At 67.5% G+C, this 23,773-nt stretch carries 20 protein-coding genes and 2 pseudogenes; 10 read left to right on the top strand and 12 right to left on the bottom strand.

The window, feature by feature from the left end; genetic code table 11:
- The 4 genes from AC5Y30_RS10930 to AC5Y30_RS10915 all read right to left on the bottom strand — a co-directional run bounded on the left by AC5Y30_RS10930 (position 1) and on the right by AC5Y30_RS10915 (position 3,423).
- Positions 1 to 879, bottom strand: a complete 879-nt coding sequence (locus tag AC5Y30_RS10930; protein WP_499918144.1) for an ABC transporter permease — start codon at positions 877 to 879, stop codon at positions 1 to 3.
- A gap of 1 nt (position 880) precedes the next feature.
- The gene (locus AC5Y30_RS10925) at positions 881 to 1,678 is read right to left on the bottom strand and encodes an MlaE family ABC transporter permease (protein ID WP_499918143.1); all 798 of its coding nucleotides are present in this window, start codon (positions 1,676 to 1,678) and stop codon (positions 881 to 883) included.
- Positions 1,675 to 2,397, bottom strand: coding sequence for a FadR/GntR family transcriptional regulator (locus tag AC5Y30_RS10920; RefSeq protein WP_499918142.1), 723 nt, complete (start codon positions 2,395 to 2,397; stop codon positions 1,675 to 1,677). The genes AC5Y30_RS10925 and AC5Y30_RS10920 overlap by 4 nt, the downstream gene beginning before the upstream one ends.
- 72 nt (positions 2,398 to 2,469) lie before the next feature.
- Positions 2,470 to 3,423 (bottom strand): class I SAM-dependent methyltransferase, encoded by a 954-nt coding sequence (locus AC5Y30_RS10915; RefSeq protein ID WP_499918141.1) that lies wholly within the window; start codon positions 3,421 to 3,423, stop codon positions 2,470 to 2,472.
- 272 nt (positions 3,424 to 3,695) lie between these two features.
- Here AC5Y30_RS10915 and AC5Y30_RS10910 point away from each other — a divergent pair, with 272 nt between their 5' ends.
- Both AC5Y30_RS10910 and lpqN read left to right on the top strand, forming a co-directional pair.
- Complete coding sequence (locus AC5Y30_RS10910) at positions 3,696 to 6,071, top strand: lysylphosphatidylglycerol synthase transmembrane domain-containing protein (RefSeq protein WP_499918140.1); 2,376 nt, start codon at positions 3,696 to 3,698, stop codon at positions 6,069 to 6,071.
- 190 nt (positions 6,072 to 6,261) lie between these two features.
- Positions 6,262 to 6,942, top strand: coding sequence for an envelope biogenesis lipoprotein LpqN (gene lpqN, locus AC5Y30_RS10905; protein ID WP_499918139.1), 681 nt, complete (start codon positions 6,262 to 6,264; stop codon positions 6,940 to 6,942).
- 6 nt (positions 6,943 to 6,948) lie between these two features.
- Here lpqN and AC5Y30_RS10900 read toward each other — a convergent pair whose 3' ends face one another.
- Together AC5Y30_RS10900 and galT are read right to left on the bottom strand one after the other, a co-directional pair.
- Positions 6,949 to 8,049, bottom strand: coding sequence for a galactokinase (locus tag AC5Y30_RS10900; protein WP_499918262.1), 1,101 nt, complete (start codon positions 8,047 to 8,049; stop codon positions 6,949 to 6,951).
- Between the two features lie 2 nt (positions 8,050 to 8,051).
- Entirely contained in the window at positions 8,052 to 9,152 is a 1,101-nt protein-coding gene (gene galT / locus AC5Y30_RS10895) for a galactose-1-phosphate uridylyltransferase (RefSeq protein WP_499918138.1), read from the bottom strand.
- Between the two features lie 104 nt (positions 9,153 to 9,256).
- Here galT and AC5Y30_RS10890 point away from each other — a divergent pair, with 104 nt between their 5' ends.
- The 3 genes and pseudogenes from AC5Y30_RS10890 (at position 9,257) to AC5Y30_RS10880 (ending at position 13,323) form a co-directional block, all read left to right on the top strand.
- Positions 9,257 to 11,461, top strand: a complete 2,205-nt coding sequence (locus AC5Y30_RS10890) for an FUSC family protein (protein ID WP_499918137.1) — start codon at positions 9,257 to 9,259, stop codon at positions 11,459 to 11,461.
- 103 nt (positions 11,462 to 11,564) lie between these two features.
- Positions 11,565 to 12,065: a hypothetical protein gene (locus tag AC5Y30_RS10885; RefSeq protein WP_499918136.1), complete on the top strand. Its 501-nt coding sequence runs from the start codon at positions 11,565 to 11,567 to the stop codon at positions 12,063 to 12,065.
- A gap of 32 nt (positions 12,066 to 12,097) precedes the next feature.
- Positions 12,098 to 13,323: pseudogene (locus tag AC5Y30_RS10880) on the top strand (cytochrome P450).
- 7 nt (positions 13,324 to 13,330) lie between these two features.
- Here AC5Y30_RS10880 and AC5Y30_RS10875 read toward each other — a convergent pair.
- Together AC5Y30_RS10875 and AC5Y30_RS10870 are read right to left on the bottom strand one after the other, a co-directional pair.
- Complete coding sequence (locus AC5Y30_RS10875; RefSeq protein WP_499918135.1) at positions 13,331 to 14,017, bottom strand: type 1 glutamine amidotransferase domain-containing protein; 687 nt, start codon at positions 14,015 to 14,017, stop codon at positions 13,331 to 13,333.
- A gap of 141 nt (positions 14,018 to 14,158) precedes the next feature.
- Complete coding sequence (locus tag AC5Y30_RS10870; RefSeq protein ID WP_499918134.1) at positions 14,159 to 14,737, bottom strand: TetR/AcrR family transcriptional regulator; 579 nt, start codon at positions 14,735 to 14,737, stop codon at positions 14,159 to 14,161.
- A gap of 200 nt (positions 14,738 to 14,937) precedes the next feature.
- On the opposite strand from AC5Y30_RS10870, the pseudogene AC5Y30_RS10865 reads away from it, so the two are divergent.
- Positions 14,938 to 15,856: pseudogene (locus AC5Y30_RS10865) on the top strand (acetoacetate decarboxylase family protein).
- Positions 15,857 to 15,878: 22 nt separating this feature from the next.
- Positions 15,879 to 16,799, top strand: coding sequence for an NAD-dependent epimerase/dehydratase family protein (locus tag AC5Y30_RS10860; RefSeq protein WP_499918133.1), 921 nt, complete (start codon positions 15,879 to 15,881; stop codon positions 16,797 to 16,799).
- Positions 16,800 to 16,864: 65 nt separating this feature from the next.
- Here the strand turns inward: AC5Y30_RS10860 and AC5Y30_RS10855 are convergent, their stop codons facing one another.
- A complete protein-coding gene (locus AC5Y30_RS10855; protein ID WP_499918132.1) occupies positions 16,865 to 17,743 on the bottom strand; it encodes an alpha/beta fold hydrolase in 879 nt (292 codons plus the stop codon).
- A 46-nt stretch (positions 17,744 to 17,789) separates the two neighbouring features.
- On the opposite strand from AC5Y30_RS10855, the gene AC5Y30_RS10850 reads away from it, so the two are divergent.
- The gene (locus tag AC5Y30_RS10850) at positions 17,790 to 18,680 is read left to right on the top strand and encodes an NYN domain-containing protein (protein WP_499918131.1); all 891 of its coding nucleotides are present in this window, start codon (positions 17,790 to 17,792) and stop codon (positions 18,678 to 18,680) included.
- Between the two features lie 16 nt (positions 18,681 to 18,696).
- Here the strand turns inward: AC5Y30_RS10850 and AC5Y30_RS10845 are convergent, their stop codons facing one another.
- Positions 18,697 to 20,139 carry an amidase gene (locus tag AC5Y30_RS10845; RefSeq protein ID WP_499918130.1) on the bottom strand — a complete coding sequence of 481 codons (1,443 nt, stop codon included), beginning with the start codon at positions 20,137 to 20,139 and terminating at the stop codon, positions 18,697 to 18,699.
- Between the two features lie 136 nt (positions 20,140 to 20,275).
- Here AC5Y30_RS10845 and AC5Y30_RS10840 point away from each other — a divergent pair, with 136 nt between their 5' ends.
- Positions 20,276 to 21,607, top strand: a complete 1,332-nt coding sequence (locus AC5Y30_RS10840) for a hypothetical protein (protein WP_499918129.1) — start codon at positions 20,276 to 20,278, stop codon at positions 21,605 to 21,607.
- Between the two features lie 21 nt (positions 21,608 to 21,628).
- Here AC5Y30_RS10840 and AC5Y30_RS10835 read toward each other — a convergent pair whose 3' ends face one another.
- Positions 21,629 to 22,129, bottom strand: a complete 501-nt coding sequence (locus AC5Y30_RS10835) for a hypothetical protein (RefSeq protein WP_499918128.1) — start codon at positions 22,127 to 22,129, stop codon at positions 21,629 to 21,631.
- 115 nt (positions 22,130 to 22,244) lie between these two features.
- Between AC5Y30_RS10835 and AC5Y30_RS10830 the strand changes: the two genes are divergently transcribed.
- Positions 22,245 to 23,216: a DMT family transporter gene (locus AC5Y30_RS10830; RefSeq protein ID WP_499918127.1), complete on the top strand. Its 972-nt coding sequence runs from the start codon at positions 22,245 to 22,247 to the stop codon at positions 23,214 to 23,216.
- Between the two features lie 9 nt (positions 23,217 to 23,225).
- Here AC5Y30_RS10830 and AC5Y30_RS10825 read toward each other — a convergent pair whose 3' ends face one another.
- Positions 23,226 to 23,699, bottom strand: a complete 474-nt coding sequence (locus AC5Y30_RS10825) for an LppA family lipoprotein (RefSeq protein ID WP_499918126.1) — start codon at positions 23,697 to 23,699, stop codon at positions 23,226 to 23,228.
- Positions 23,700 to 23,773 lie beyond the last annotated feature (74 nt).

Below are 23,773 nucleotides of genomic sequence, written 5' to 3'. Positions count from 1 at the left end.
TTACACCGTCAGATTGAAGTTCGGGTCGACGCCGTAGAGCGCCAACTGGGCGAGCAGGACCACCACCACCACCGAAACCAGCGAGAATCGCATCGACCGGCCGACCGCCTGGCCGACCCCGACCGGACCACCGCTGGCGGTATAGCCGTAGTAGCAATGGGTGATCATCACCACCACCGCGATGATGACGACCTCCAGCACCGACCAGCCGACGTCCTCGGGGCGCAGAAAGGTGCGGAAGTAGTGCTCGTAGGTGCCGTTCGACTGGCCGTAGAACACCGTCGTGACGACCTGGCCCGACGTGAAAGCCATGTCGAGGGCGAGCGCGTACAGCGGCACGATCACCGCCAGCCCGCCCAGAATTCGGGTGGAGACCAGAAACGAAATCGATTTGATGCCCATGACTTCCAGCGCGTCGATCTCCTCGCTGATCCGCATGGCACCCAGCTGGGCGGTCGCGCCGGCGCCGACCGTGGCGGCCAGCGTGACCCCGGCGACGATCGGGGCGGCGATGCGGGTGTTGGCCAGCGCGGCGAAGAACCCGGTGAACGCCTCGACGCCGATGTTGCCCAGCGACGCGAAGCCCTGGATCGCGATCAGCGATCCGCCGGACAGCGTGACGAACCCGATGATCGCGACCGTCCCGCCGACCACGGCCATCGCGCCGGTGCCCATGCCGATCTCGGCGATGAGCCGCAAGGTCTCGCGTCGGTAATGGCGCACCGCCCACCCGATCTGCCCGACGCTGGTTCGGGCGAACCGCGCGAAAATCCCGATCTGCCATAGCCTTCGGGCCGTGCCGCCGCCGTAGCGGTTGAGGTTGGCGGCCGTTCGCGGGTAGCGGGCGCGCAGCGCGCCGGGAGCCGATATCGCGGCCACGTCAGCGACCCGTCCCGAACCGCACGCCGATCGTGGTGAGCACCACGTTGACGGCGAACAGCGCGATCACACACAACACCAGCGTCTCGTTGACGGCGGTGCCGACGCCCTTGGGGCCGCCCTTGGTGGTCAGCCCGCGATAGCAGCCGACCAGGCCGGCGATCGTTCCGAAGATGGCCGACTTCACCACCGAGATGACCACCTCGGGCAGGCCGGTGATCAAGGTGAGGGTGCCGACGTAGGCGCCCGCCGAAATGTGTTGGATGAAAACACCGAACACGAATCCACCGACCAGGCCGATGGTGATCACCGCCCCGTTGAGCAAGGTGGCGACGATGGTCGCGGCGACGACGCGCGGCACCACCAGCCGGTGGATCGGGTCGATGCCGAGCACCTCCAGCGCATCGATCTCCTCGCGGATGGTGCGCGCGCCCAGGTCGGCGCAGATCGCCGTGGACCCGGCGCCGGCGATCACCAGCACGGTGGTCAGCGGCCCCAGCTGCGTCACCGCGCCCAAAGCCGCACCGGCGCCGGAGATGTCGGCGGCACCGAACTCCGCCAGCAGGATGTTGAGGGTGAAGATGATCAGCACGGTCAGCGGAATCGCGACCGCGAGGGTGGGCAGCAGCGAGACACTGGTGATGAACCAGCCCTGCTCGATCGTCTCCCGCCACTGGAACGGCCGGCGGAACAGCGCCTTGCCGGTCAGCACGCAGGTCCGGAAGAACCCGCCGACCGCGTCGACCCCCGGCTGGATCTGGCCGCGCAGATACGTCGCGATCACGGTGTGGGTGCTCATCGCCGCCTCTCCCGCAGCTCGAGCGCGGCGATCATCGTGGAGTTGGCCAGTTCGAGGACGTGCTGGGCGAGGGTTCCCGCCTCGTCCGCGTCGCCGGCGCAGACGGCCTCGGCCAGCTTCCGGTACTGGTCCGTTCGGTTCGCCTCGGCGTCGATCGCGGCGGCCAGGGCGGTCAGGGCCCGCTCGTACGCGGCGCGAAAAGGGTTGTACATCAACCGGAACACGATCGAGCCGGAGCTGTCGATCATGTGATCCCAGAATGCGAGGGTGTCGCGGTGCCACTCGAGCGTGCCGGCCGAGGCCTCGAGGCTGCGCAGCGAATCTTGCAGCAGTGCGGCCAATTCGGGTCCGTGTTGTTCGGCCGCCAGTTCTGCGACCTTCGGCCCGATGCGCAAGCGGGCCTCGAGGATGCTGCGGAAAACGCCCGTGTCGAGTTCGTCATCGCGAAACAACAACTGGGGCAGCAGGTCCAGGCCGGCGTGCCGCCGAAAATCGCGCACGGTGGTGACGCCGCCCTGGCGCACCTCGACCAGGCTGGCCGCCGAGAGCCGCTTGAGCGCCTCGCGGACAGCGGGCCGCGATACCCCGAGGACCTCCGCCAGCCGGCGCTCGCTGGGCAGCGCCGCACCCGGACGCATCTCGCCGCTGAGCACATCGGTCGCGATCTGGTCGAAAACCGCTTCGGGCACAGATCGGCGAATCACCGGCTGCAGCGCCATGCGGCCAGTGTGGCTGGCCGAAAGCCAGTCAGGTGGTCAGACCACCGGCGTGTCGCAAATCTTTCCGGGCGGCTACCGTTGCGTCCGCTGCGCCGCCACAAACAGATTGCTGGGCACGTAGTCCCGGACTTCCTCGGGCGCCGCGCGCCCGTAGCCGGCCATCAAGTCGTCGGCCGGTGTCACCGTCACGTCCCAGCCGTGGCGGCCGAACCACTCGCCGACGTCCTCGCGCTCCTCGAAATACCAGAGCTCGTCGGTCCGCGGCAGCTCTCGGTCCGGATCGACGCCGGCCATCAGCCCGCGGATCCGGTCCATCCGTTCGCGGCGCTTGGCGCGGGCCTGCGGGTCGAGGAATTTCGGGCCCAGCGCCTCCACCGCGACCCGGCTGCCCGGAACGGTCAGCCCCTGAATGCGGTCGAACAGCAGCTCCTGGGCGGCGGCGGGCAGATAGGGCATCAGCCCCTCGGCCGACCAGACGCTGGGCGCTTCAGCGTCAAACCCCGCCTGCCGCAACGCGGCCGGCCAATCGTGGCGCAGGTCCACCGGCACCGCGATGCGGTTGCAGGCGGGCTGTGCCCCATGCTCGGCCAGCGTGGCCGCCTTGAAGTCCAGCACCCGAGTCTGGTCGAGCTCGTAGACCGTCGTCCCCGCCGGCCAATCCAGCCGCCATGACCGCGCGTCCAGGCCGGCCGCCAGGATCACCGCCTGGCGGATGCCCGCGCCGGTGGCATCGAGAAAGAACTTGTCGAAAAACGCAGTGCGCGAAGCCATGTAGCCGACCATCGACTGCATCTGCAACGGCAACGTCGGTTCGGCTTCGATGACCTCGTCCGGCAGCTGACCCGCGGAGTGCCAGTTCCACACGCCGTCGCCGGCGGCGTCGAGGAACACCTGAGCGAATGGGTCTGTGATCAATGGGTTTTCGTTGCGGGTCTCCGCCGCGCGGGCCGAGGCCACACCCAGCGCGGTAGCCCCCACGCTTTCGGTGATCTCCCAGCTGTCGTTGTCGGTTCTGGCTCGGCTCATTTCTGGCGTCACTCGCCCTTTCCGGCCCGTTGCGCCCGTATCCGCCCATCAGCTCCGGCGCCGATGCGACCGTCCCGGGCCGGCCGCGCCGTGTCATCATCCGTCCTGGCCACGCCGCTGCCCCCTTGATTCGCTAGCCTACGTACCCGACCCTACGCGCGCCGGATGAGTGGAAGCTGTCAACGAACCCGGTATTGAGTTAACTTGTCGGCGGGCCACTTGGCAGGCCGAAGGCAAGGCGCCAGCGCGCGAACCCGAAGGATCGTTGCTACATGCGAGTTGACGGGCGCGACATCGTTGTTTCCGGCAACTTGCTGCACCCGCTGACCCGGCGGACCAATGACATCCTGCGGCTGATGCTGGCCTCGCTGTTCCTGGCGCTGGTGATCACGGGTTCGGTGATCACCCGCCCGCAATGGATCGCGCTGGAGAAGTCCGTTTCGCAGATCGTCGGCGTCTTGTCACCGACGCAATCCGACGTGGTCTACCTGGTGTACGGGTTCGCGATCGTGGCTTTGCCATTTGTGATCCTCATCGGCCTGATCGTCGCCGGGCAGTGGAAACTGCTGGGCGCGTATGCCGCGGCGGGCTTCGGCGCGATCCTTTTGCTGTCGATCAGCGCCAGCGGCATCGCGTCACCACGATGGCACTTCGACGTTCACGATCGGCTCAGCACGGTCCCGGCGCAATTCCTCGACGACCCGCGCTGGATCGGGATGCTGGCGGCGGTGCTGACGGTCTCGGGCCCGTGGCTGCCGGCGCGCTGGCGGCACTGGTGGTGGGCGCTGCTGCTGGCCTTCGTACCCATCCACCTGGTGATCAGTGCCATCGTCCCGGCGCGCTCGTTGGTGGGCCTGGCGGTGGGGTGGATCGTCGGCGCGCTGGTGGTCCTCGTGGTCGGCACTCCCGCGCTCGAGGTGCCGCTGGAGGCCACGGTGCGGGCGCTGGCCAAGGGCGGCTTCGCCGTGTCCCGGCTGACCGTGGTCCGGCCGGCCGGCCGCGGCCCGCTGATTCTTTCGGCCGACGGCGAACATCTCGGCGAGACGGCGCTGATCGAGTTGTACGGCCCGCACCAACGCAGCGGCGGAGCGCTGCGCCAGCTCTGGGAGAAGCTGAAGCTGCGCGACGCCGAAACCGCACCCCTGGTGACCTCCATGCGCCGGGCCGTGGAGCACCGCGCACTGATGGCGATCGCGATCGGTGAGGCGGGCCTGGCCAATACGGCGACGATCGCCGTCGCCCCGCTGGACCGGGGCTGGATGCTGTACTCGCACCGGCCCCCCGCCGGGACGCCCATCGACGAATGCGCGAAGACGACTCCCGTTGCCCGGCTGTGGGAATCGCTGCGAGCCCTCAACGACCACCGGATCGCCCACGGTGACCTGCGCAGCCACCACATCACGGTGGAGGACGACACCGTGATGTTCGGTGGGTTCGGCAACGCCGAGTACGGAGCCACCGACGCCCAGCTCCAATCCGACATCGCGCAGCTGCTGGTGACCGCCTCGGCGCTCTACGAGCCGAAATCCGCGGTGAGCGCGGCGATCGAGGTGTTCGGCAAGGACACCATCCTCAGCGCATCCCGCCGGCTCACGAAAGTCGCTGTGCCGCGATACATTCGGCGGTCGGTGCCGGACGCGGGTGCCGTCATCTCCGGCGCGCGTGCCGAGGTCAAGCGCCAAACCGGCGCCGACCAGATCAAGCCTGCGACCATCACCAGATTCACCCGCAGCCAGATCGTGCAGCTGGTGCTCTTCGGCGCGCTGGTCTATGTCGCCTACCCCTTCATCAGCACGGCACCGACGTTCTTCTCCCAACTGCGGACGGCGAACTGGTCGTGGGCGCTGCTGGGCCTGCTGGTGTCGGCGCTGACCTACGTAGGCGCGGCCGCCGCATTGTGGGCCTGCGCCGACGGCATGGTGAACTTCTGGACACTGTCAATCGCACAGGTGGCCAACACTTTTGCCGCAACCACCACGCCGGCGGGGGTCGGCGGGCTGGCACTGAGCACGCGGTTCTTGCAGAAGAGCGGCTTGTCGGCGATGCGAGCCACCGCCGCCGTGGCCCTGCAGCAGTCGGTTCAGGTGATCGCGCACCTCGCGCTGCTGGTCTTGTTCAGCGCCGCGGCCGGCGCCTCGATGAACCTGCGCCATTTCGTTCCGAGTGCGACGCTGTTGTACCTGATCGCGGGGGTCGCGCTGGGCATCGTCGGCGCGTTCCTGTTCGTGCCCACGCTACGCAAGTGGCTGGCGGCCGAGGTGCGCCCCAAACTGAACGAGGTGGTGACCGATCTGGTCAAGCTCGCGCGCGAACCGCGGCGGCTGGCCCTGATCCTGCTGGGTTGTGCGGGCACCACCCTGGGCGCTGCGCTGGCGCTATGGGCGAGCGTCGAAGCCTTCGGTGGCGGAACGACTTTCGTTGCCGTCACCGTCGTCACCATGGTCGGCGGGACGCTGGCGTCTGCCGCGCCCACGCCCGGCGGCGTCGGAGCGGTCGAAGCGGCGCTGATCGGTGGCCTGGCCGCGTTCGGTGTGCCGGCGGCCGTCGGCGTGCCGTCGGTCCTGCTGTACCGGGTGCTGACCTGCTGGCTACCGGTGTTCGTGGGCTGGCCGGTGATGCGGTGGCTGACCGCCAACGACATGGTCTGAGGATCCGGTCCTCGGATTCGGCCGCAACACCGCGAGCCGTTTTGGCCGAGGAATTTGATTGCAGTCGGCGTTCGGCGGCGCCGCGGCATAACGCCGGAAAAGATTTTGGCAAACCGGCGAGATATTTCGGTTACTGTCATCCCACCATGGCTGGCGCTGGTACCGGCCCAATTTTCGGGAGATTGGATCGATGAAACATTTGACGCTAGCAACCATTTCTGTGGCGCTGAGTTTGGCGCTCGTGGGTTGCGGCAGCGACAACAAATCGGGTGACAAAACGTCGACGACCACTTCGACGACGACGTCGACGAAATCGTCAACGTCGTCGACAACGAGCGCGGCACCGGCGGCCAAAGCCAAGTACACGATCGCCGACTACGTGAAGGACAACAACATCGCCGAGACACCGGTGCACCACGGCGATCCCGGCCCGAACGTCGACTTGCCGGTGCCCGCGGGCTGGCAGCTGAACCAGAACTCCGGCACCTCCTACGGAGGAATCGTGCAACTTCAGCCGTCCAATCCCTCGGATCCGCCCACCGTCTCGGCGCTGTTCTCCAGGCTCAGCGGCAACGTCGACCCGGCCAAGCTCATCCAGTACGCGCCGGGCGAAGTGCAGAACCTGCCCGGGTACCAGGGCCAGGGCGACGGCTCGGCGTCCACGCTCGGCGGCTACCAGGCGTGGCAGATCGGCGGCACGTACCAGCGCGGCGGTCAGACCCGCGCGATCGCACAGAAAACGGTGATAATTCCCAGCCAGGGCGCGGTCTACGTGTTGCAGCTCAACGCCGATGGTCTGGAGGCCGATCAAGGACCGTTGATGGACGCGACCAACATCATCGACGACCAGACCACCATTACCGCCGGCTAGACCGGCTCACGCAGGTCCCGCGCCCGCGGCCGCGCGGGTTCGGGTGACGACGGGTTGCTCGAAGCCGGCGCCGGCCGCGGCGCGCCGCACCGCCTCGCCGACCGTGTCCGCGCGGTCCAGCGGCACCAGGGCGATCACACAGCCGCCGAAGCCGCCGCCGGTCATCCGCGCGCCCAGCGCGCCCGCGCGCACGGCGGTGTCGGCGATCAGGTCGATGCGTTCGGTGGTGATCTCGAAGTCGTCGCGCATGGAGGCGTGCGAGGCGGTGAAGATTCGTCCGGCTTCGGGATAGTCCGAGTCGCGCAGCGCCGCAACGCAATCGATCACCCGATGATTTTCGGTGAGCACGTGGCGGGCGCGGCGGGCGTCGACGGGATCACGCACGCCGGCCAAGGCGGCGAGGCCTTGCCCGCCCGCGGTGTCCTGCAGCTCACGCAGCGACGATGCCGACAGGTCGGCGGCCGCCCGCTCGCACGACGCGCGCCGTGCCGCGTAGTCGCCGCCGGCGTGGGTGTGGCGCTCGCGGGAGTCGATCAGCAGCAGCACGACACCCGCCGAATCCGGGTCGAAAACGACCGGCGTGACCGTGAGGTCGGCGAAGTCGATCAGCACTGCCGTCGCGTCCCGGCCGAACAGCGCGGCCAGCTGATCGAGCAAACCCGTTGGCGCGCCTACGTATTCGTTCTCCGCGCGCTGAGCCAGCCGGGCCTGCTCTGCCGCGTCGATGCGGAGACCGGCGGCCGACGCGATCGCGCCCAGCGCCGCGCACTCCAGCGCCGCCGAGGATGACAGGCCCGATCCCATTTCCACGTCGCTGGTGATCGACATCGTGCCGCCGGGTACCGGATGACCACCCTGGCGCAACGCCCAAACCACGCCGGCTACGTAGGCGGCCCAGCCGGCCACCTCGCCCGGAGCGGTACCGATCCGAACGCGCACCGGTCCGTCCGCGCGGTCGCTGACAACGGTGATCGCATCGTCGTCGGCGGGGGTGAACGTCGCGACGGTCCGCTGCGGTAGCGCGATGGGCAGCGCGAAACCCAGGTTGTAGTCGGTGTGTTCGCCGATCAGATTGATCCGCCCCGGCGCGGCGTAACGGATCGTCATGGTCATTGCGCGAGGTCCCGCAGACGCTGGGCCACGATCTCCGGCGTGACGTCACCGATGAAGGCGTCCATCGCCGATTCGGAGGCCGCCAGGTATTTGAGCTTGGTGGCGCTGCGCCGGATGGACATCAATTCGACGTGGAAGTAGCCCTCGGCTAACGCGGCGGTGTCGGCGTATTGGTGCAGCGCCGAAATGTAGGGCAGCGGTGCGGAATACATCCGGTCGAAGCGCCCGAGCACGTCGAGGTAGACGGCCACGAAAGCGTCCACTTCGGCCTGGCTGAGTTCGGTCAGGTTGCGCACGAACCTGTTCGGGTAGATGTGCACCTCGACCGGCCAGCGCGCCGCGAACGGCACGAACGCGGTGAACAGTTCGTCGTGGGCGATGATGCGGCTGCCGTCGGCGACCTCACTCGCCAGCAGATCACCGAAGAGGTTGGTACCGTGCCGTTTCCGATGCCGGCGCGCCTGCTCCAGCATCGTGGAGGTGCGCGGCGTCAGGTACGGATAGCCGTAGATCTGACCGTGTGGATGGGTCAGCGTCACCCCGATTTCCTCGCCCCGGTTCTCGAAACAGAACACCTGCTCGACACCCGGCATGGCCATCAGGTCGGCGGTGCGATGCCGCCACGCCTCGACCACCAGCCGCGCATGCGCGGGCTCCAGCTGGGCGACGGACCCGTTGTGGTCGGCGGAGAAACAGATCACTTCGCAGCGGCCATGCCCGGGCGCGGTGACGAAGCCGTCGTCGCCCGCAACGGGTGCCGAGGCGGGTGGTGCCGGCAGCGCGCCGGACAGACTCGGGAATCTGTTCTCGAACACGACTACGTCGTAATCCGGGGCGGGTACCTCACTGGTCAGCCCGGTCGGGCCCGGACACAGCGGGCATGCCTTCGGTGGTGGCTTGTAGGTGCGGTCCTGGCGCAGCGCCGCGATGATCACCCATTGCCCGGTGGATCGGTCGAACCGCAACTGCGACTGCGCGGCGGGATCCCGCGCCGGCAGCGGCCGGCGATCTTCCACCGGCGCCGGGCGATGCCCGGGCAGCGCGAAGAACAGCAGGTCACGACCGTCAGCCAGCTTCGCGCGCGTCGGCGGAGTCACGATGTCGAAGACTAGCTTGTGCCGATTTTCGGGTAAGCATGTTGGGTTAGCGCAAGAGAGGTGGTCCGTCGATAACTGTTCTCTACGAACGCGCCCGCAACTGGGTGATCGGCTCGGATCCTGGCTTGCTTCGGCTGCGGATGGCGACTCGGACCACGGCCGCGCTTGGATGTTCACTGCTGGCGCTGTTCATCCTGACCAGGGCGACGGGACAACCGCTGACCGTCGCCCTGTTGGGCGTCGTCATCACCATGGTCGCGTCGCGCTCGGTCAACGAGCCCGACCCGCGCCGCCAGCGGGTCACCATGGCGCTGCTGCCGCTGCCCGCCGCGGTGTCCATCACCGCCGCGGCGGTGCTGGCGCCGCACACGGTGGTCAGCGACATCGTCTTCGTGATCGTCGTGTTCACCGCGGCCTACATCCGGCGCTTCGGCGCGCGGGGCAGGGCGCTGGGCATGGTCGCGTTCATGTCCTACTTCTTCACGCTGTACCTGCACGCCCGCCTCGCAGAGCTGCCCTGGATGATCGGGGCGGTCGCGGTGGGCACCGTGTGCACGTACGTGATGAGCGCCTACGTGCTGCCCGATCGGCCAGAGCGGGTGCTGCGGGCCACGATTCGGGCGCTGCGGGCGCGGATGGCGATCGTCCTCGACACGACCGCCGAAGCGGTGCGGACCGGACGCCACGATGAACGACGGCGCCGCCGCATGCGGGCCCGCACCATCCGGCTCAACGAGACCGCCCTGATGGTGCAAAGCCAGATCGAGGACAAGGCCGACCCCGGCACCGTGTGGCCCGGCGTCACCGCCGAAGAACTGGTCCCGTGGCTGCTGGACGCGGAGCTGGCCATCGAATGGGTCGCCACCGCCGGTCGCCGGGCGGCCATCCTCGCCTGCGAGGATCCCGCTGCCATGCCCTCGCCCGCCCGGGCCGCGCTCGTCGGCGCGCTCACCCAACTGTCGCGAGCCATCCGGCTGCCGGAGCCCGACGGTCTGCGCCGCGCCGCCGACCAGGCGCAGCGCCAGCTCGACGAGCAATGCGAGGCCGGAGCCGACGACGCGGGCGGCGCCGCCGTGCGCCGCCTCGCCCTGGCGATCATCAACGCCGCATCGGCGACCTCGGACGTGCGGGCGATCGTCGACCGGGTTGCCGCCGGGCGCCCCCTCGACGATGCCGACTGGCAGCGACTCCCGGTGCCCAAGGGCGCCGTCTCCGACGAGGAAGCGCCGGGCCCCGGCTTGCGCCCGACCACCCGGCAGGCCATCCAGGTCTCCGTCGCCGCGTCCTTGGCCATCGTCGTCGGCGAGCTGGTCTCGCCGGCGCGCTGGTACTGGGCGGTGATCGCCGCGTTCGTCATCTTCGCCGGCACCAACTCCTGGGGCGAAACCTTGACCAAGGGCTGGCAACGCCTGGTCGGGACGCTGCTCGGCGTGCCCTGCGGCGTGCTGGTGGCGACGCTGCTCACCGGCCACAAGAACGCGGCGCTGGCGGGCATCTTCGTGTGCTTGTTCTGCGCCTTCTACTTCATGACGGTCACCTACAGCTTGATGACCTTCTGGATCACCACGATGCTGGCGCTGCTGTACGGCCTGCTCGGCCAGTTCTCGTTCGGCGTGCTGATGCTTCGGATCGAAGAGACCGCGATCGGTGCCGTCATCGGAGTGACCGTCGCCGTCGTGGTCCTGCCGACCAACACCAGAACGGCGATCCGCGGCGACGCTCGCGCCTTCTTGACGAGCCTGTCCGTGCTGATCGAGGTCTCGGCCGCGACGATGTTCGGTGTCCAGGACAGCGCCAGCCCGTCGGAACAGGCGCGCCAGCTCGACCGCGATTTGCAGCAGTTCCGGGTCACCGCCAAGCCGTTGCTGGCCGGCGTCGCCGGACTCGCCGGCCGGCGCAGCATCCGGCGCGCCCTGCGGATCTTCGCCGCCTGCGACCGCTACGGCCGGAGCCTGGCGCGCAGCGCCGAGCAGTATCGGGATCCGGTGCGGTCAGCATCGCTGGTTTCGGAACTGGCGCAGGCCTTTTCGGTGGCCGCGGCCCAGACACGACGAAACATCGACGCCCTGCAGGAAGCCATCGAGGGCGGCCACGCCCCGACCCTGGTCTCGGCGACAGACGAGCTCGACGCCGCCGAAGCGGTGGCCCGACAACAGGACGGCGACGGTCGCGGCGGCACCAGCCCCGACACCCGGCGCTTCCTCACCGCGGTGCACGCCCTGCGCCAGATCGAACGCGCCGTCATCACCGCGGCCACCAATCTCGGTGGGCGCGAAAGCGCGAAAGTAACCGCGGCAACTGCGAGCTGACCCGACCACGCGCTGACGTGCACCGCTGCGCCTTTCCCCGAAGCCGCGAAGAACAGCCGTGGCCCGCTTAGCATGTATTGCGGGTCGAGCGGTGAGGACTGCCATGTGGGATCTGAAGTCGCCATTGGTGCTTCTCGGTGTCGTCTGCATCCTGGCTGCAATCGTGGGGGGCGGCGTGAAAGCGCTTGGCGCCGAATTGCCGTTGATCAACAGTTGGCGTCGGCAGGGCGTGCTCGCGGCGTTCGGTATCGCCCCCATCGCGATTCCGCAGATGGTCATCCGGATTGGAGAGTTCCGGGTGACAAACGTGACGGTGTCGTGGGATGGCAACCAGTACAGCGGTTGTGTGGTCCGCGCGCGCTACACCGCATCGATCACGACCAAGGGTTCCGCCGGCGAGTTCGAGAGCCGGGCATTGGTTGTCACGACCTACACCAGCCCTGTGCGGACACATGTCGACGGTCCTGGTTTGCACGTCATTCATGGAACCGCCGAGAACGAGTTGGCCGCCGGCAGCCATGGCAATTACCCGGTCATCGTGGAAATCCTTGCCCCACAGGAACTCAAGTCGTCCCCGAGTTATCTCCATGTTGTCGACTGTTGACGTCTTTTAGCGATCGCGTGAGGAGCAAACCCATGGCGACACCGGACCTCCCGCCGGGCTTCGATTTCACCGACCCCGAAATCTACGCGCACCGGCTGCCCGTGCGGGAATTCGCCGAACTGCGTGCCACAGAGCCCATCTGGTGGAACGAGCAGCCCCTCGATCAAGGGGGCTTCGGCGACGGCGGCTATTGGGTGGTGACCAAGCACCGCGACATCCGCGAGGTGTCGCTGCGCAGCGACGTTTTCTCGTCGGCAACCAAGTCGATCGTGCCGCGCTATCGGCAAGACCTGGCGCAGGGGCAGATCGAGGCGGGGCAGGCGTCGATGATCATGATGGACGACCCCGAGCACAGCCGGCTGCGCAAGATCGTCTCGCGTGGCTTCACGCCGCGCGCGGTCGAGCGGTTACGCGCCGAACTCACCGAACGCGCGCGACGCATCACCGCCGAAGCCGCCGCGCAGGGCTCGGGCGACTTCGTCCGTCAGGTGGCGTGTGAGCTTCCGCTGCAAGCCATTTCGGGCCTGCTCGGGGTGCCGACGGACGACTACGACAAGCTGTTCGACTGGACCAACAACATGATCGGCAGCGACGACCCGGAGTTCGCCGACCAGGACGCGCTGACCTCGGCGGGCGAATTGATGTGGTACGCCATGCAATTGGCGGCGCATAGGGCCGATAATCCGGGTGACGACATTGTCACCACGCTGATCGAGGCCGATTCCGAGGAGCAGCGCTCTCCGACGCCGAATTCGGCATGTTCGTCGTCACGCTCGCCGTTGCCGGCAACGAGACGACCCGCAACTCGATCACACAGGGGATGATGGCCTTCACCGACCACCCGGACCAGTGGGAGTTGTTCAAGGCCCAGCGACCGAAAACCGCTGCCGACGAGATCATCCGGTGGGCCACCCCGATCACGGCGTTTCAGCGCACCGCGCTGGCGGACACCGAACTCGACGGCGTGCGCGTCAAGAAGGGCCAGCGGGTGGTGCTGTTCTACCGCTCGGCGAACTTCGACGAAGAGGTCTTCGACGCCCCGTTCACGTTCGACATCCTGCGCAGCCCCAATCCGCATGTCGGATTCGGCGGCACCGGAGCGCATTACTGCATCGGCGCGAATCTGGCCCGCATGACGATCGATTTGATGTTCAACGCGATCGCCGACCACATGCCCGATCTGCGCTCGGCCGGTGACCCGCAGCGGCTGCGGTCATCCTTCATCAACGGCATCAAGCACTGGCAGGTCGCCTACTGACCGGAACCTAGTGGAGAAGCGAAGCGACCTTCTTGGCTGTCTCCTTGGCCGAGCCTGGATTCTGTCCGGTGACGAGGTTACCGTCTACCACGGCGTAGGAAATGAAGGGAAGTTTGGCCTTTTCGTAGAGCGCGCCACGATCTTTGGCACGTTGCTCAGCGTTGTAGGGCACGAGCTTGTCGACCCGGGCGAACACCTCTTCTCGCCAAGCGAAGCCCGTCATCTTCTTGCCGGCGATGAGGTAAGAGCCGTCGGAAAGCTTGGTGTTGAGAAGTCCGCAGTAGCCGTGGCACACCGAGGAGACGATGTCGCCGCGTTCGTAGATCTCACGGGTGATGCGTTGCAGCCCATCGCTGTCGGGGAAGTCGTACATGACGGCGTGGCCGCCGGTGAAGTAGATCGCGTCGTAGTCGGCTGAGTCGATTTCGTCAGGACTGCGGGTGTTGTTCAGAAGGGCCATCTTGGCCGGGTCGGCGCGCCAGGCCTTGGCGGTCTTGTCGTAATTGGGGAACTTCAGCGCTCTGGGCTCCAGCGGCACCTTGCCGCCGGCGGGGCTGACGAGGGTCTGCTCGAAGCCGTGCGCGTCGAAGATGTGCCACGCGTGGGTGAGCTCGGATAGCCATAGGCCGGTCGGGTGCTCGGGGTCGTCGTAGTGGGCGACGTTGGTGACCACGTTGAGGATGCGTTTTGTCATCGACGGCCTGCTTTCGTGTGTTTGATGAATCGGTCAACCGGCCGGCCCGCGTAAGCCGTCATGCCCGAATGTGTGCATTGCTTACATTGACGCTAGCGCGGCCCGCGCGAGAGGTCAACTGCAAGTCCGGCTCGGCTGAACTCAACGGGTTTGGGCGGCGAGCACGGCGATGAAGGACGCGCGAACCTGTGCGGCGACCTCTTGGATCGACGAAGCGGTGAGCTTGCGGTCCAGGTATAGGCAGGCCAGGCCGTGGACCAGTCCCCAGCCCCCCAGGGCGAGGTCGATGGGGTCGGAGTCGGGGAAGACGCGCGTGATCGCAGTTGCCAGAAGTTCGTGCACCTCGGCGGCCGCTCGCACGCGTTCGTCGTTCTCGTCGTCGCACTCGTTGCCGAACATCAGCCGGAACAGCGCGGGTCGGCGCAGCGCGAACTCGACGTAGGCGACACCGAGTTCGGCCAAATCTTCGACATTGCAGGGCAATTCGCGATCCCGAGTCAAAGCGGCCTTCAAATCGCGTAGCCCTTGAGCCGCTAGTGCAGATTCCAAGGACTCACGGTCGGGAAAGTGCCGGTAGGGAGCGGTGGGCGAAACACCGGCCTCGCGCGCCACGGCGCGAATGGAGAACGACTCGCCCCGTTCCAGCATGCCCATGGCCGTCGTCAGCAGCGCGGCACGCAAGTCGCCGTGGTGATAACTGCTCTTCGTCGTGGCAGTCATGGCCGCGTGGTCCTCCTGGTGGCTCTGGGCTCAATCATCAAACGCAGATTCCTGGTCAATCGGCGGACACGCCGGTGGGGGCGCTCGCCCCCTCCCGGAAGCGCGCTGCCCGTCGTCGCGCCGATGTTGACCCCGCTCACATTGGATTCTATCGTGCAATGTAAGCAATGCACACATCAAGCGAGGCGGTGACGTCAAAGATGGTCCCGAGCGAGGGCATGGTCGCGGACGTGGTCGAGATCGAACTAGGTGGCCGCAAGATCGCCGCCCCGAAGGGCGGGCTGTATGACCGCTACCGGATGGACACCAACCTGGATGCTGTCGCCGCGGACCCGCGCGTGCGCAGCGTTGACTTCTTCCGGGCGCTGCCCAAGACCCAGGTTCAGTCGGTGATTGGTCCGACTCGGACGCCGAACTTCTACTATGCGATGTTTGTCGAAGGCGCAGATCACCTACCTCGCTCCGACGACGGCGCTGCGGTCCCGACTGCCCAGCGAGTTGGATCCTCTGCAGATCGCTCCCGGGATTGGGCTGTTCTCGGTGGTGTTCTTCCGATACGACGTGTGCGACATCGATTTCTACACCGAGGCCACCGTCGGCATCGCCGTCCGACCCGCGCACCACGGCAAGCTCCCGGCCGCCGACCTCCTCTCCTCGCTGGCCAACGACTCGATGCACGCCTACGTCCTGTCGCTGCCGGTAAACACCGAGATCGCGCAGGTCCGCGGTCACGACGGCTATGGCTTTCCGAAGTGGGTCACCGAGATCGATGTCGACATCGACGAGCGACGGACCACGGCGCGGGTGGCCAACGACGACGGCGGCACCGACATCGCGATCGACGTCGCCACCCCGGCGCAAAAGCGGGTCCCCAGCGGCACCCAGGTCTCGACACTGATCTCGTACACCCAACTCAATGGGGGCTGGCACGCCACACTGAGCCAGACCAACACCCTGGCCGTCGGCGGGAAGCTGCTGCCGAAAGACCTGGAGCTGGGCTGCGGACGGCTGACCGACGACGTCCGCTCGCTCAAGCCGATCAAGGCGCTGCGCTTGGACGTCTTCACGGAATGTCAGAACGCCCTGCACATTCCCGTACCCGTCTCGTTCCCGGCGTGAGCCCGAACCACTAGGAAACGCAATGCAGACCGTCCTGGGAGCCAACGGCCAGATCGCCGAGCAGCTCACCCGCTACCTCCACGACAACATCACCGAAAACATCCGACTGGTCAGCCGCAAACCCGCCAAGATCCATGACACCGATCAGCTGTTGCCGGCCAACCTCATGGACGCCGACGCCACCGCCGACGCCGTCGCCGGCAGCGACATCGCCTACCTGGCAGTGGGACTGCCCATGGACTCAACGCTGTGGGAGCAACACTTCCCGGTCATGATGGCCAACACCATTGCCGCCTGCCAGAAACACGGCACCAAACTGGTCTTCTTCGACAACACCTACATGTACCCGCGGACCTCGACGCCCCAGGACGAAGACACCCCATTCCAGCCAGTTGGCCGCAAGGCGGCGGTGCGAGCCCAAATTGCGAACATGCTGCTCAAAGAAATGGACTCTGGGTCAGTCGAAGCCGTCATCTGCCGAGCACCCGAATTTTACGGGCCCGGCAAGACCAAGAGCCTGTCCAACTCCGCCGTCTTCGACCGCATCAAACAGGGCAAGCGACCGATGATCCCGATCACCGCGCACACGAAAAGAACCCTGATCTGGCCCCCCGACGCCAGCCGCGGGATGGCACTGATCGGCAACACCCCCGACGCCTACGGCCAAACCTGGCACCTACCAACCGATCCCAAACGACTCACCTACGCGCAAATGATCGACATCGCCTCGAACGTCACCGCGCGCGACATCCGCTACACGACGGTCCCAGAACTCGCATTCAAGGTCGGCGGATGGTTCAACCCCGCAGTCAAGGAAGCCTCCGAGCTGCTGCCCCGCTACCGCGACGACAACATCTTCGACTCCGCCAAATTCGCCCGCCGATTCCCCGACTTCACAATCACGACCTACCGAGAGGGAATCGCCGAGATCCTCAACGATTAACGAGGGTCTCCCGTAGGAAGCGATGCGCGCCGCACTCGATGATGTCGGTGACCGCTCGTTCGGCGTCAGTTGGGCTCTGACGGCTGTGGGCTCTGCGCATCGCGGCGCTCACCGGTGGCGATGAAGTCCTCGATCAGCTCCACCACCTGCTCGGGCGCCTCCACCTGTGCGAAGTGACCGACGTCGGGCAGCACCTCGAGCCTGGCATCGGTGCGCGCCTCGTGCGCGGCGTAGGCGTGGGCGACGGGAATGATGCCGTCGCGCTCCCCCCAGATAGCCATGACCGGTAGATCTTCGCGCAACCGCAGCCGGTTGAGCGCGCTGACCGCCTGCCCGCGGTAGTCCACGACCGATCGCAGCGTCCGCAGGAACGACTGCCGCGTTTGGCCGTCCGACAACGACGAATAGGCGCTCCACAGCTCCGCGCCGCGCGGCGACCGGATGCCGGCGCTTTTCATCCAGGACCGCAGCTTGTTGCCGACGGACAGCACGGGCGGTGGGGCGACGATCGGCAGCACGAATTCCGCCCCGGGCGCCGAGAGCAGCCGCAACACCCATCCCACGTCGGGACCCAGGCCGCCGCTGCTGATCAGGATCAACCGTTGGGCGTAGTCCGGGTGCTGGTAGACGAACTGCATCGCGACGCCGCCACCGAGCGAGTGACCGACGACGGTCGCGTGGCTGACGCCGAGCTCGTCGAGGAAATCACGCAGCCATACCGCGAATGCGCCCAGCGAGTAGTCCGTGCGGGGTTTCGCCGACTCGCCGTGGCCGAGCAGATCCGGGGCGATCACCCGGAACTTCTTCGACAGCGGCGGGATCACCGACCGCCACGTCTCCGAACTGCCCGCCATGCCGTGGATGAGCAGCAGCGCCTCGCCGTCACCCTCATCGCGGTAGGCGATGCGGTCGCCGTGTAGTTCGAGAACCTTCAGCTCATTCATGTGGCCTGTGTACCCGCTTTGGTCCTGCTCAGCAATGATCTAGTGCATGACCGAACCGGTTGCGACCCGAGTGGCCGTCTACCTCGACTTCGACAACATCGTGATCTCCCGGTACGACCAGATCCACGGGCGGAACTCGTTTCAGCGGGATAAGGCCAAGGGGCTCGAGCAGCACGGGGAGCGGCTGGACCGCGCGACGGTCGACGTCGCCGCGATCCTCGACTTCGCGTCGTCGTTCGGGACCCTGGTGCTCACCCGCGCCTACGCGGACTGGTCGGCGGACATCAACGCCGGGTATCGCGGACAGCTGGTGGCCCGCGCCGTCGACCTGGTGCAGTTGTTCCCGGCGGCGGCCTACGGCAAGAACGGCGCCGACATCCGGTTGGCCGTCGACGCGGTCGAGGACATGTTCCGGCTGCCCGACCTGACCCACGTGGTGATCGTGGCCGGCGACTCCGACTACATTCCGTTGGCCCAGCGCTGCAAGAGGCTCGGCCGGTACGTCGTGGGCATCGGTGTGGCCGGCGCGTCGAGCCGGGCGCTCGCGGCCGCGTGCGACGAGTTCGTCATCTACGACGCGCTGCCGGGGGTTCCGGTGCCCGAACCGGCGCCGGCGGACTCGGAGGCGGACAAGCCGAAAAAACGGACTGCCCGCGCCAAGTCGGCAAAGCGGGACGAGCCCGACGAGCAGCCCGACCCGCAGGCCGCCGCCACGGCGCTGCTGACGCGGGCGCTGCGAATCGGCTTGGAGAAAGACGATGTCGACTGGCTGCACAACTCCGCCGTGAAGGCACAGATGAAGCGGATGGACCCGTCGTTCAGCGAAAGATCGCTGGGATTCCGCTCGTTCAGCGACTTCCTGCGTTCGCGCTCGGACGTCGTCGAGCTGGATGAGACGTCGACGACGCGGATGGTGCGGCTGCGCGCGCAGGATTGAGCGGCGCGGCAAGTATTCAGTGGGTCGCCGGACGATCGAATGACCAGGGATGGGCCGATTCCAATTGGGACGCAACACGAATGAGGACGTCTTCGCGCCCGTAGGCGGCGGCGAGTTGCACCCCGACGGGAAGACCCTCAGCGTTGCGATGCAGGGGAAGGCTGATCGCCGGCTGTCCGCTCATGTTGAAGGGGGGCGTGAACGCGGCGAACCGACCGGCCCGCCGCATCGGCGCCGTAGGGTGCTCGGGATCGTTCTCGAATTCGGTTAGCGGTGGCGGTGGTTCGGTCACCGTCGGCGTGAGGAGCAGGTCCCAGCCGTCGGCCCACCACTGCTGCAGCGCCCGCCGAAACGCATAGACCGCCTCCTGCGCCACCGCGTAGTCGAGCGCGCTCACTTCGCGGGCCCGCTGGGCGAGCACCCAGTTCACCGGCTCGACCTCGTCGGAGGTCAGCTCACGCCCGAGGGTCTGGCCGAAGGCGCGCACCCCCATCGCCATCTGCGTGGCCCACAGCGCCATGAACTTCTCGGTCAAGGTGGTGTCGGCCAGGCAGGCCGGCCACGCCGGCTCGACGATGTGCCCGAGGCCCTCGAGCATCGATCCGGCGGCACGCACGGCCGTGACGCAGTCGGGGTGCAGGACGTCGTTGCGCGGGTGGACGTCGAGCAGCCCGATGCGTAGCCGGCCGGGTTGGGCGCCGACCTCGTCGCGGTAGGCGCGCTCGGGCGGCGGCGCGATCACGGTGTCCCCGACTCCGGGCCCGCGCACGGCGTCGAGCAGGCCCGCCGTGTCGCGCACCGTGCGGCTGACGCACAGCTCGACGCCCAGGCCCACCTCGGCGCGCACCGGCCCGACGGTGATCCGGCCCTGGCTCGGCTTGAGTCCCACCAGCCCGCAGCAGGACGCCGGGATGCGGATGCTGCCGCCGCCGTCCGAGGCGTTGGCGAACGGCACCATCCCGGCGGCCACGGCGGCGGCCGCGCCGCCACTGGATCCGCCCGGCGTGCGGTCCAGCGCCCAGGGGTTGCGGGTCGCCCCCCACGCGAGCGGCTGAGTGGTCGGCAGGCTGCCCAGCTCGGGGCTGTTGGTCCGGCCGGCGATCACCAACCCGGCCGCCTTGAACCGGGCCACGAGCGTGGTGTCGCGGGCGTCGACCTTCGCGGCCTCTTTCAGCGCCACATTCCCGTTGGACAGCGTCTGGCCCGCGAAGCTGGTGTAGAGGTCCTTGAGCAAGAAGGGAACCCCGCGGAACGGGCCGTTGGGCAGGCCCGGGTCGGCCGCCACGGAGCGCGCGTGCCCGAACCACTCGATGACCACGGCGTTCAGCGTGGGGTTGAGACGCTCGATCCGCTCGATCGCCGCCTCCAGCAGTTCACTCGGCGTGACCTCGCCTCGGGCCACCAGCGCGGCCTGATCGGTGGCGTCCATCCAGCGCGTCTCGTCGGCCAGAGCAGTCATGGCTTCCGGTGTATCACGGGGTCAGCGTCACACCCGCGCCCGCGCACGAGTCGCGGTGCCGGCGCACCGGCCTTACGCTCGTTGGTTGCACGAACACAACGGGGGTTTATTGATGCGTGGGATCAACGGGCGAACCATGTCCAGACGGTGCTTCGCCCCGCTCGCGCTCGCGTCGGTTGCCTGCCTGCCCATCGCGTCCTGCTCGGAAACCGCGGCCCCTCCCCCGCTCAGCGCCACCACGTCGACATCCGCCGCGAAAACCAGCACCCGCGCGCCCGCCCCGCCCGCCCCGATAACCGGGCCGCTGGAAAAGGATTGGAAAAGCTACGGCGGCACGGCCTACTTCGGTTGCCCCGAGAAGTTCTCGGCCGGCAGATCGGCGCTCGAGGACATCCGGCCGAAAATCTTCGACCCGAAATCCGGGCAATACGTCGCGCCGGGCATCCCCTCGCTTCCGGCCGGCGAGAACCTCACCGGCGCCATCTGCGCGCCGACCGGCACGGCCGACGACATGAAGGTGGTGTACGTCGTCACCACGGTCAAGCCGGCGCAGGCTTCCGCCCCGGAAGTCGCCAAAACCACCGCCTACGTGTTCGACACCAAGTCCGGCCGTCAGTTGGCCGACAAGGAGCTGCAGCCGCCGGCCCCGGAGCTGAAAATGACCGCGCCGAAGGAATGGGGGTTGGCCTCGACCGCCTCGGGTGTGGCGTGGCTGAACGCCTTCACCGACGGCCACGGCGCCGCATCGCCGCCACGGACCGTGGTCCTGTCCGGCGGCGACCTGTCGATGATGTGGAACGACCCGCAGCCCGGGCGGGTCTGGCAGGACGTGCTCGCGTTCGCGCGCAACACCGAGCCCGGCAAGTCTTCCGGCGCGGAGCTGCGCCGGCCCAGCGGGGAAGCGATCTATCAGGACAACGACGCGCAATCCGTCGATGCCGAATTAACCGACGGCACAACCAAACTGGTGAAGATCACGCACTGGGATTCCTACAACCCGCCCGTGCTGTCGACGATGTTCTACGACCTCAACGCCAAGTCCGTCATCAAGATCGGCGATTCCGACCGGCTCCCCGGCGGCGGGCTGGCCGCGGCGCTGTCCGACGGCAAACTGTTCGTCGACGGCCACGGCTCGGACACCTCTCAGCTCGGCTTCGGCGTATGGAACCTGCGCAGCCAGCAGTGGGACTTCCAGAAGAGCCGAGACGACGCCAAGAAGCTGTCGGTCTCCAAGCTGGCGTTCTTCGAAGACCACCTGTACATCACCGGCACCGGCGGGACGTACTCCGTGATCGCCCTGCCCGCAACCGATCCCGTGGCATCGAACTGGACACTACGGCCTTTCGAGCGGATCTCCGGGTGGACGCTGGTGTGCCGCGGTGAGACCGCGCCGGCGTCCAACGGCGAGTGCAAGGAGATCGTCATGGTGCAAGATCAGGACGGCCACTACCCCGGCCCCTGGTTCTAGGGCGCGCTCGCCGGCGTGCCCTCAATCGGCCTGCCTTGCAACGCTTCTCGTTCTGACAACGATCAGTGCGGTGCAGGCCACCAGCACACCGGTGGCCGCGGCTTCGGCGATCAACGCACCGGAGTTCAGCACTTGCCGGTCGGCGACCAGAGATATTCCCATTTCATTCTTGGCGTCGCCGACCAGTACCGACGGATAGACCAAACACAAAACAACGGTCACGAACGCGATGACCGCGCAGCCGCATGCGACGATCCCGAGCCAGCGCGCCCGCGTCGCGGCGAGCAGCGCGCCGCCGGCCGCCAGCGAGGTGATCACCACGATCCACCCCGGCGTGCTGTCCACCATGTCGGTGAGCAAGGAGCCGTAGTATTCGCCGTGCTCACCGATGTACATGCCGAGGCCATTCCACCGAATGGGTAATCCCAGCTGGCTCACGTCGATCCAGGGCAGAAGTGTCAGTGCGGCCGACGCGATCGCCGCCGCAACGGCCACTACGGTGATTGCTTTGGTACGCAACATGTTCCTCTTCGATAGTCGGGACGAACTTCCAGCCGGCCAGCCAGGTTACGCGTACCAGTCACTAATCCGGGCGCCGCGAGTTAACCGGGCCGCGCTCGGGGGTATCCGACGGGGCATGGGGTGGGTGACGATGCACGCGGTCGCGATCGTCTCGGCTTTGCTTTCCGCTTTCTGGGCTGCGGTGGGAATCGTGGTCCGGCAACGAGCCACTCAGCGCGTTCCGGGTGATGAAGCCATGTCCGCGACCATGGCGACCAACCTGGTTCGCCAACCGTCGTGGTGGGCCGGGACGTTTGCCGCGGGGGCCGGCTACGCGTTTCAGGCCGCGGCGCTGGCGCATGGATCCCTGCTGCTCGTCCAACCGCTTTTTGTGTCGTCGTTGCTGTTCGCGTTGCCGTTGGGCGCGGCACTGTGCCACCAGCGCATCAGCCGGGCCCAGTGGGGCTGGGCGATGTTGCTGACGGCCGCACTGGCGGTTTTCCTGCTGGTGGGCCAGCCCCGCGAGGGCCACGGCCGTCCCCCGATTCCGGCGTGGACGCTGGCGCTGGCGATCACCGTGCCGTCGGTGATCGCGTGCGTCATCGCCGCCCGCCGCGCCACCGGCCGGGTGCGGGCCTCGCTGCTGGGCGTCGCGGTCGCGGTCCTGCTCGGCATGATCGCGGTCGTCACGAAGGTCTGCACCCACCGCTACTCGGTCGGCGGGTGGCATGAGCTGATGACCGTCCCGGCTCCGTACGTGCTGGTGGGGCTGGCGGTCACCGTGACCGTAGTGCAGAACTCGGCGTTTCACGCCGGTGCTCTGCAGGCGTCGGTGCCGATCATGCTGGTGGGCGAGCCGGTGGTCGCCGTCCTGCTCGGGGTTGTCGTCCTGGGTGAGCATCTGGCCGTGGGCGGGCCGACGGCGTTGATCCTTCTCATCGCGGTGGTGGCGATGGCGGCGGCCACGGTCGCCCTGAGCCGCAGCCAGGCGATCGAAAACGGCGATGTGCCAAGTGAGCGGCTACCTTCGCCGAGTCCGGACGAGGCTGCTCTGGCGGCCGCCGGGGCGAGCCGGGGACTTGCGGAGGGGCGACATCAGCTCGAGTGAGCGTCGAAGTCACTTTTTGTCGCGCGGCAACCGGCAGCCGGTGTAGCCCGAGACGACGAGGTTGCCCCGGTAGCCGACCTTGACGAAGATGCCGGTCGGGCCGTAGAAGCCCACGTCGTGGTTCCCGGGGTTGTCGTGCATGACCTGCATGTCGGTGGCGTCGAGTTTGGCGGCCGCCTGTTTGGCTGCCTCCTGGATGCTCGCCCACTGCTGCTCGGAGACTTCGACGTTGGCGGCCACCTCGTCGGGGAGGAAGTAGCCACGTCCGTCGGTCTGATCGTAGGGTCGTTCGCAACCCAGGCCCGAGCCCTCGTGCGGGGTTTCCCAGGTGATCGAGGGTATCAGTTTACTTGTCGCCGAGGTGATTTCGTTCATCGCCGCCTGCACCTGAGTTTGGGTTTCCTCGAACGACGGCAGGGATTTCAGCGTCGCCAGCGCCTTGGCGGCGTCGGTGGGCGGGGTGGGGTGGTGGGGCTGATTCACGTGGCATCCTGTCGCTAGTGCGGTGGCGGTCACGGCGGCCAAGATCAGTCCGTGGCGCCGCCGGCTCGGGGTGC

The sequence above is a fragment of the Mycobacterium sp. NGS27 genome, from assembly GCF_059813005.1.
Note: the sequence above shows the minus strand (reverse complement) of the source record. Positions and strands in the feature narration are given on the sequence as shown.

Bases quoted from the DNA above. Each gene is read 5' to 3' on its own strand.
- AC5Y30_RS10900 (WP_499918262.1), bottom strand. From the start codon at position 8,049: ATGACGATCCGTTACGCCGCGCCGGGGCGGATCAATCTGATCGGCGAA.
- AC5Y30_RS10845 (WP_499918130.1), bottom strand. From the start codon at position 20,139: ATGACTGCTCTGGCCGACGAGACGCGCTGGATGGACGCCACCGATCAG.
- AC5Y30_RS10910 (WP_499918140.1), top strand. From the start codon at position 3,696: ATGCGAGTTGACGGGCGCGACATCGTTGTTTCCGGCAACTTGCTGCAC.
- lpqN (WP_499918139.1), top strand. From the start codon at position 6,262: ATGAAACATTTGACGCTAGCAACCATTTCTGTGGCGCTGAGTTTGGCG.
- AC5Y30_RS10855 (WP_499918132.1), bottom strand. From the start codon at position 17,743: ATGAATGAGCTGAAGGTTCTCGAACTACACGGCGACCGCATCGCCTAC.
- AC5Y30_RS10850 (WP_499918131.1), top strand. From the start codon at position 17,790: ATGACCGAACCGGTTGCGACCCGAGTGGCCGTCTACCTCGACTTCGAC.
- AC5Y30_RS10920 (WP_499918142.1), bottom strand. From the start codon at position 2,397: ATGGCGCTGCAGCCGGTGATTCGCCGATCTGTGCCCGAAGCGGTTTTC.
- AC5Y30_RS10875 (WP_499918135.1), bottom strand. From the start codon at position 14,017: ATGACAAAACGCATCCTCAACGTGGTCACCAACGTCGCCCACTACGAC.
- AC5Y30_RS10840 (WP_499918129.1), top strand. From the start codon at position 20,276: ATGTCCAGACGGTGCTTCGCCCCGCTCGCGCTCGCGTCGGTTGCCTGC.
- AC5Y30_RS10870 (WP_499918134.1), bottom strand. From the start codon at position 14,737: ATGACTGCCACGACGAAGAGCAGTTATCACCACGGCGACTTGCGTGCC.
- AC5Y30_RS10885 (WP_499918136.1), top strand. From the start codon at position 11,565: ATGTGGGATCTGAAGTCGCCATTGGTGCTTCTCGGTGTCGTCTGCATC.
- AC5Y30_RS10915 (WP_499918141.1), bottom strand. From the start codon at position 3,423: ATGAGCCGAGCCAGAACCGACAACGACAGCTGGGAGATCACCGAAAGC.
- AC5Y30_RS10835 (WP_499918128.1), bottom strand. From the start codon at position 22,129: ATGTTGCGTACCAAAGCAATCACCGTAGTGGCCGTTGCGGCGGCGATC.
- AC5Y30_RS10925 (WP_499918143.1), bottom strand. From the start codon at position 1,678: ATGAGCACCCACACCGTGATCGCGACGTATCTGCGCGGCCAGATCCAG.
- AC5Y30_RS10860 (WP_499918133.1), top strand. From the start codon at position 15,879: ATGCAGACCGTCCTGGGAGCCAACGGCCAGATCGCCGAGCAGCTCACC.
- AC5Y30_RS10830 (WP_499918127.1), top strand. From the start codon at position 22,245: ATGGGGTGGGTGACGATGCACGCGGTCGCGATCGTCTCGGCTTTGCTT.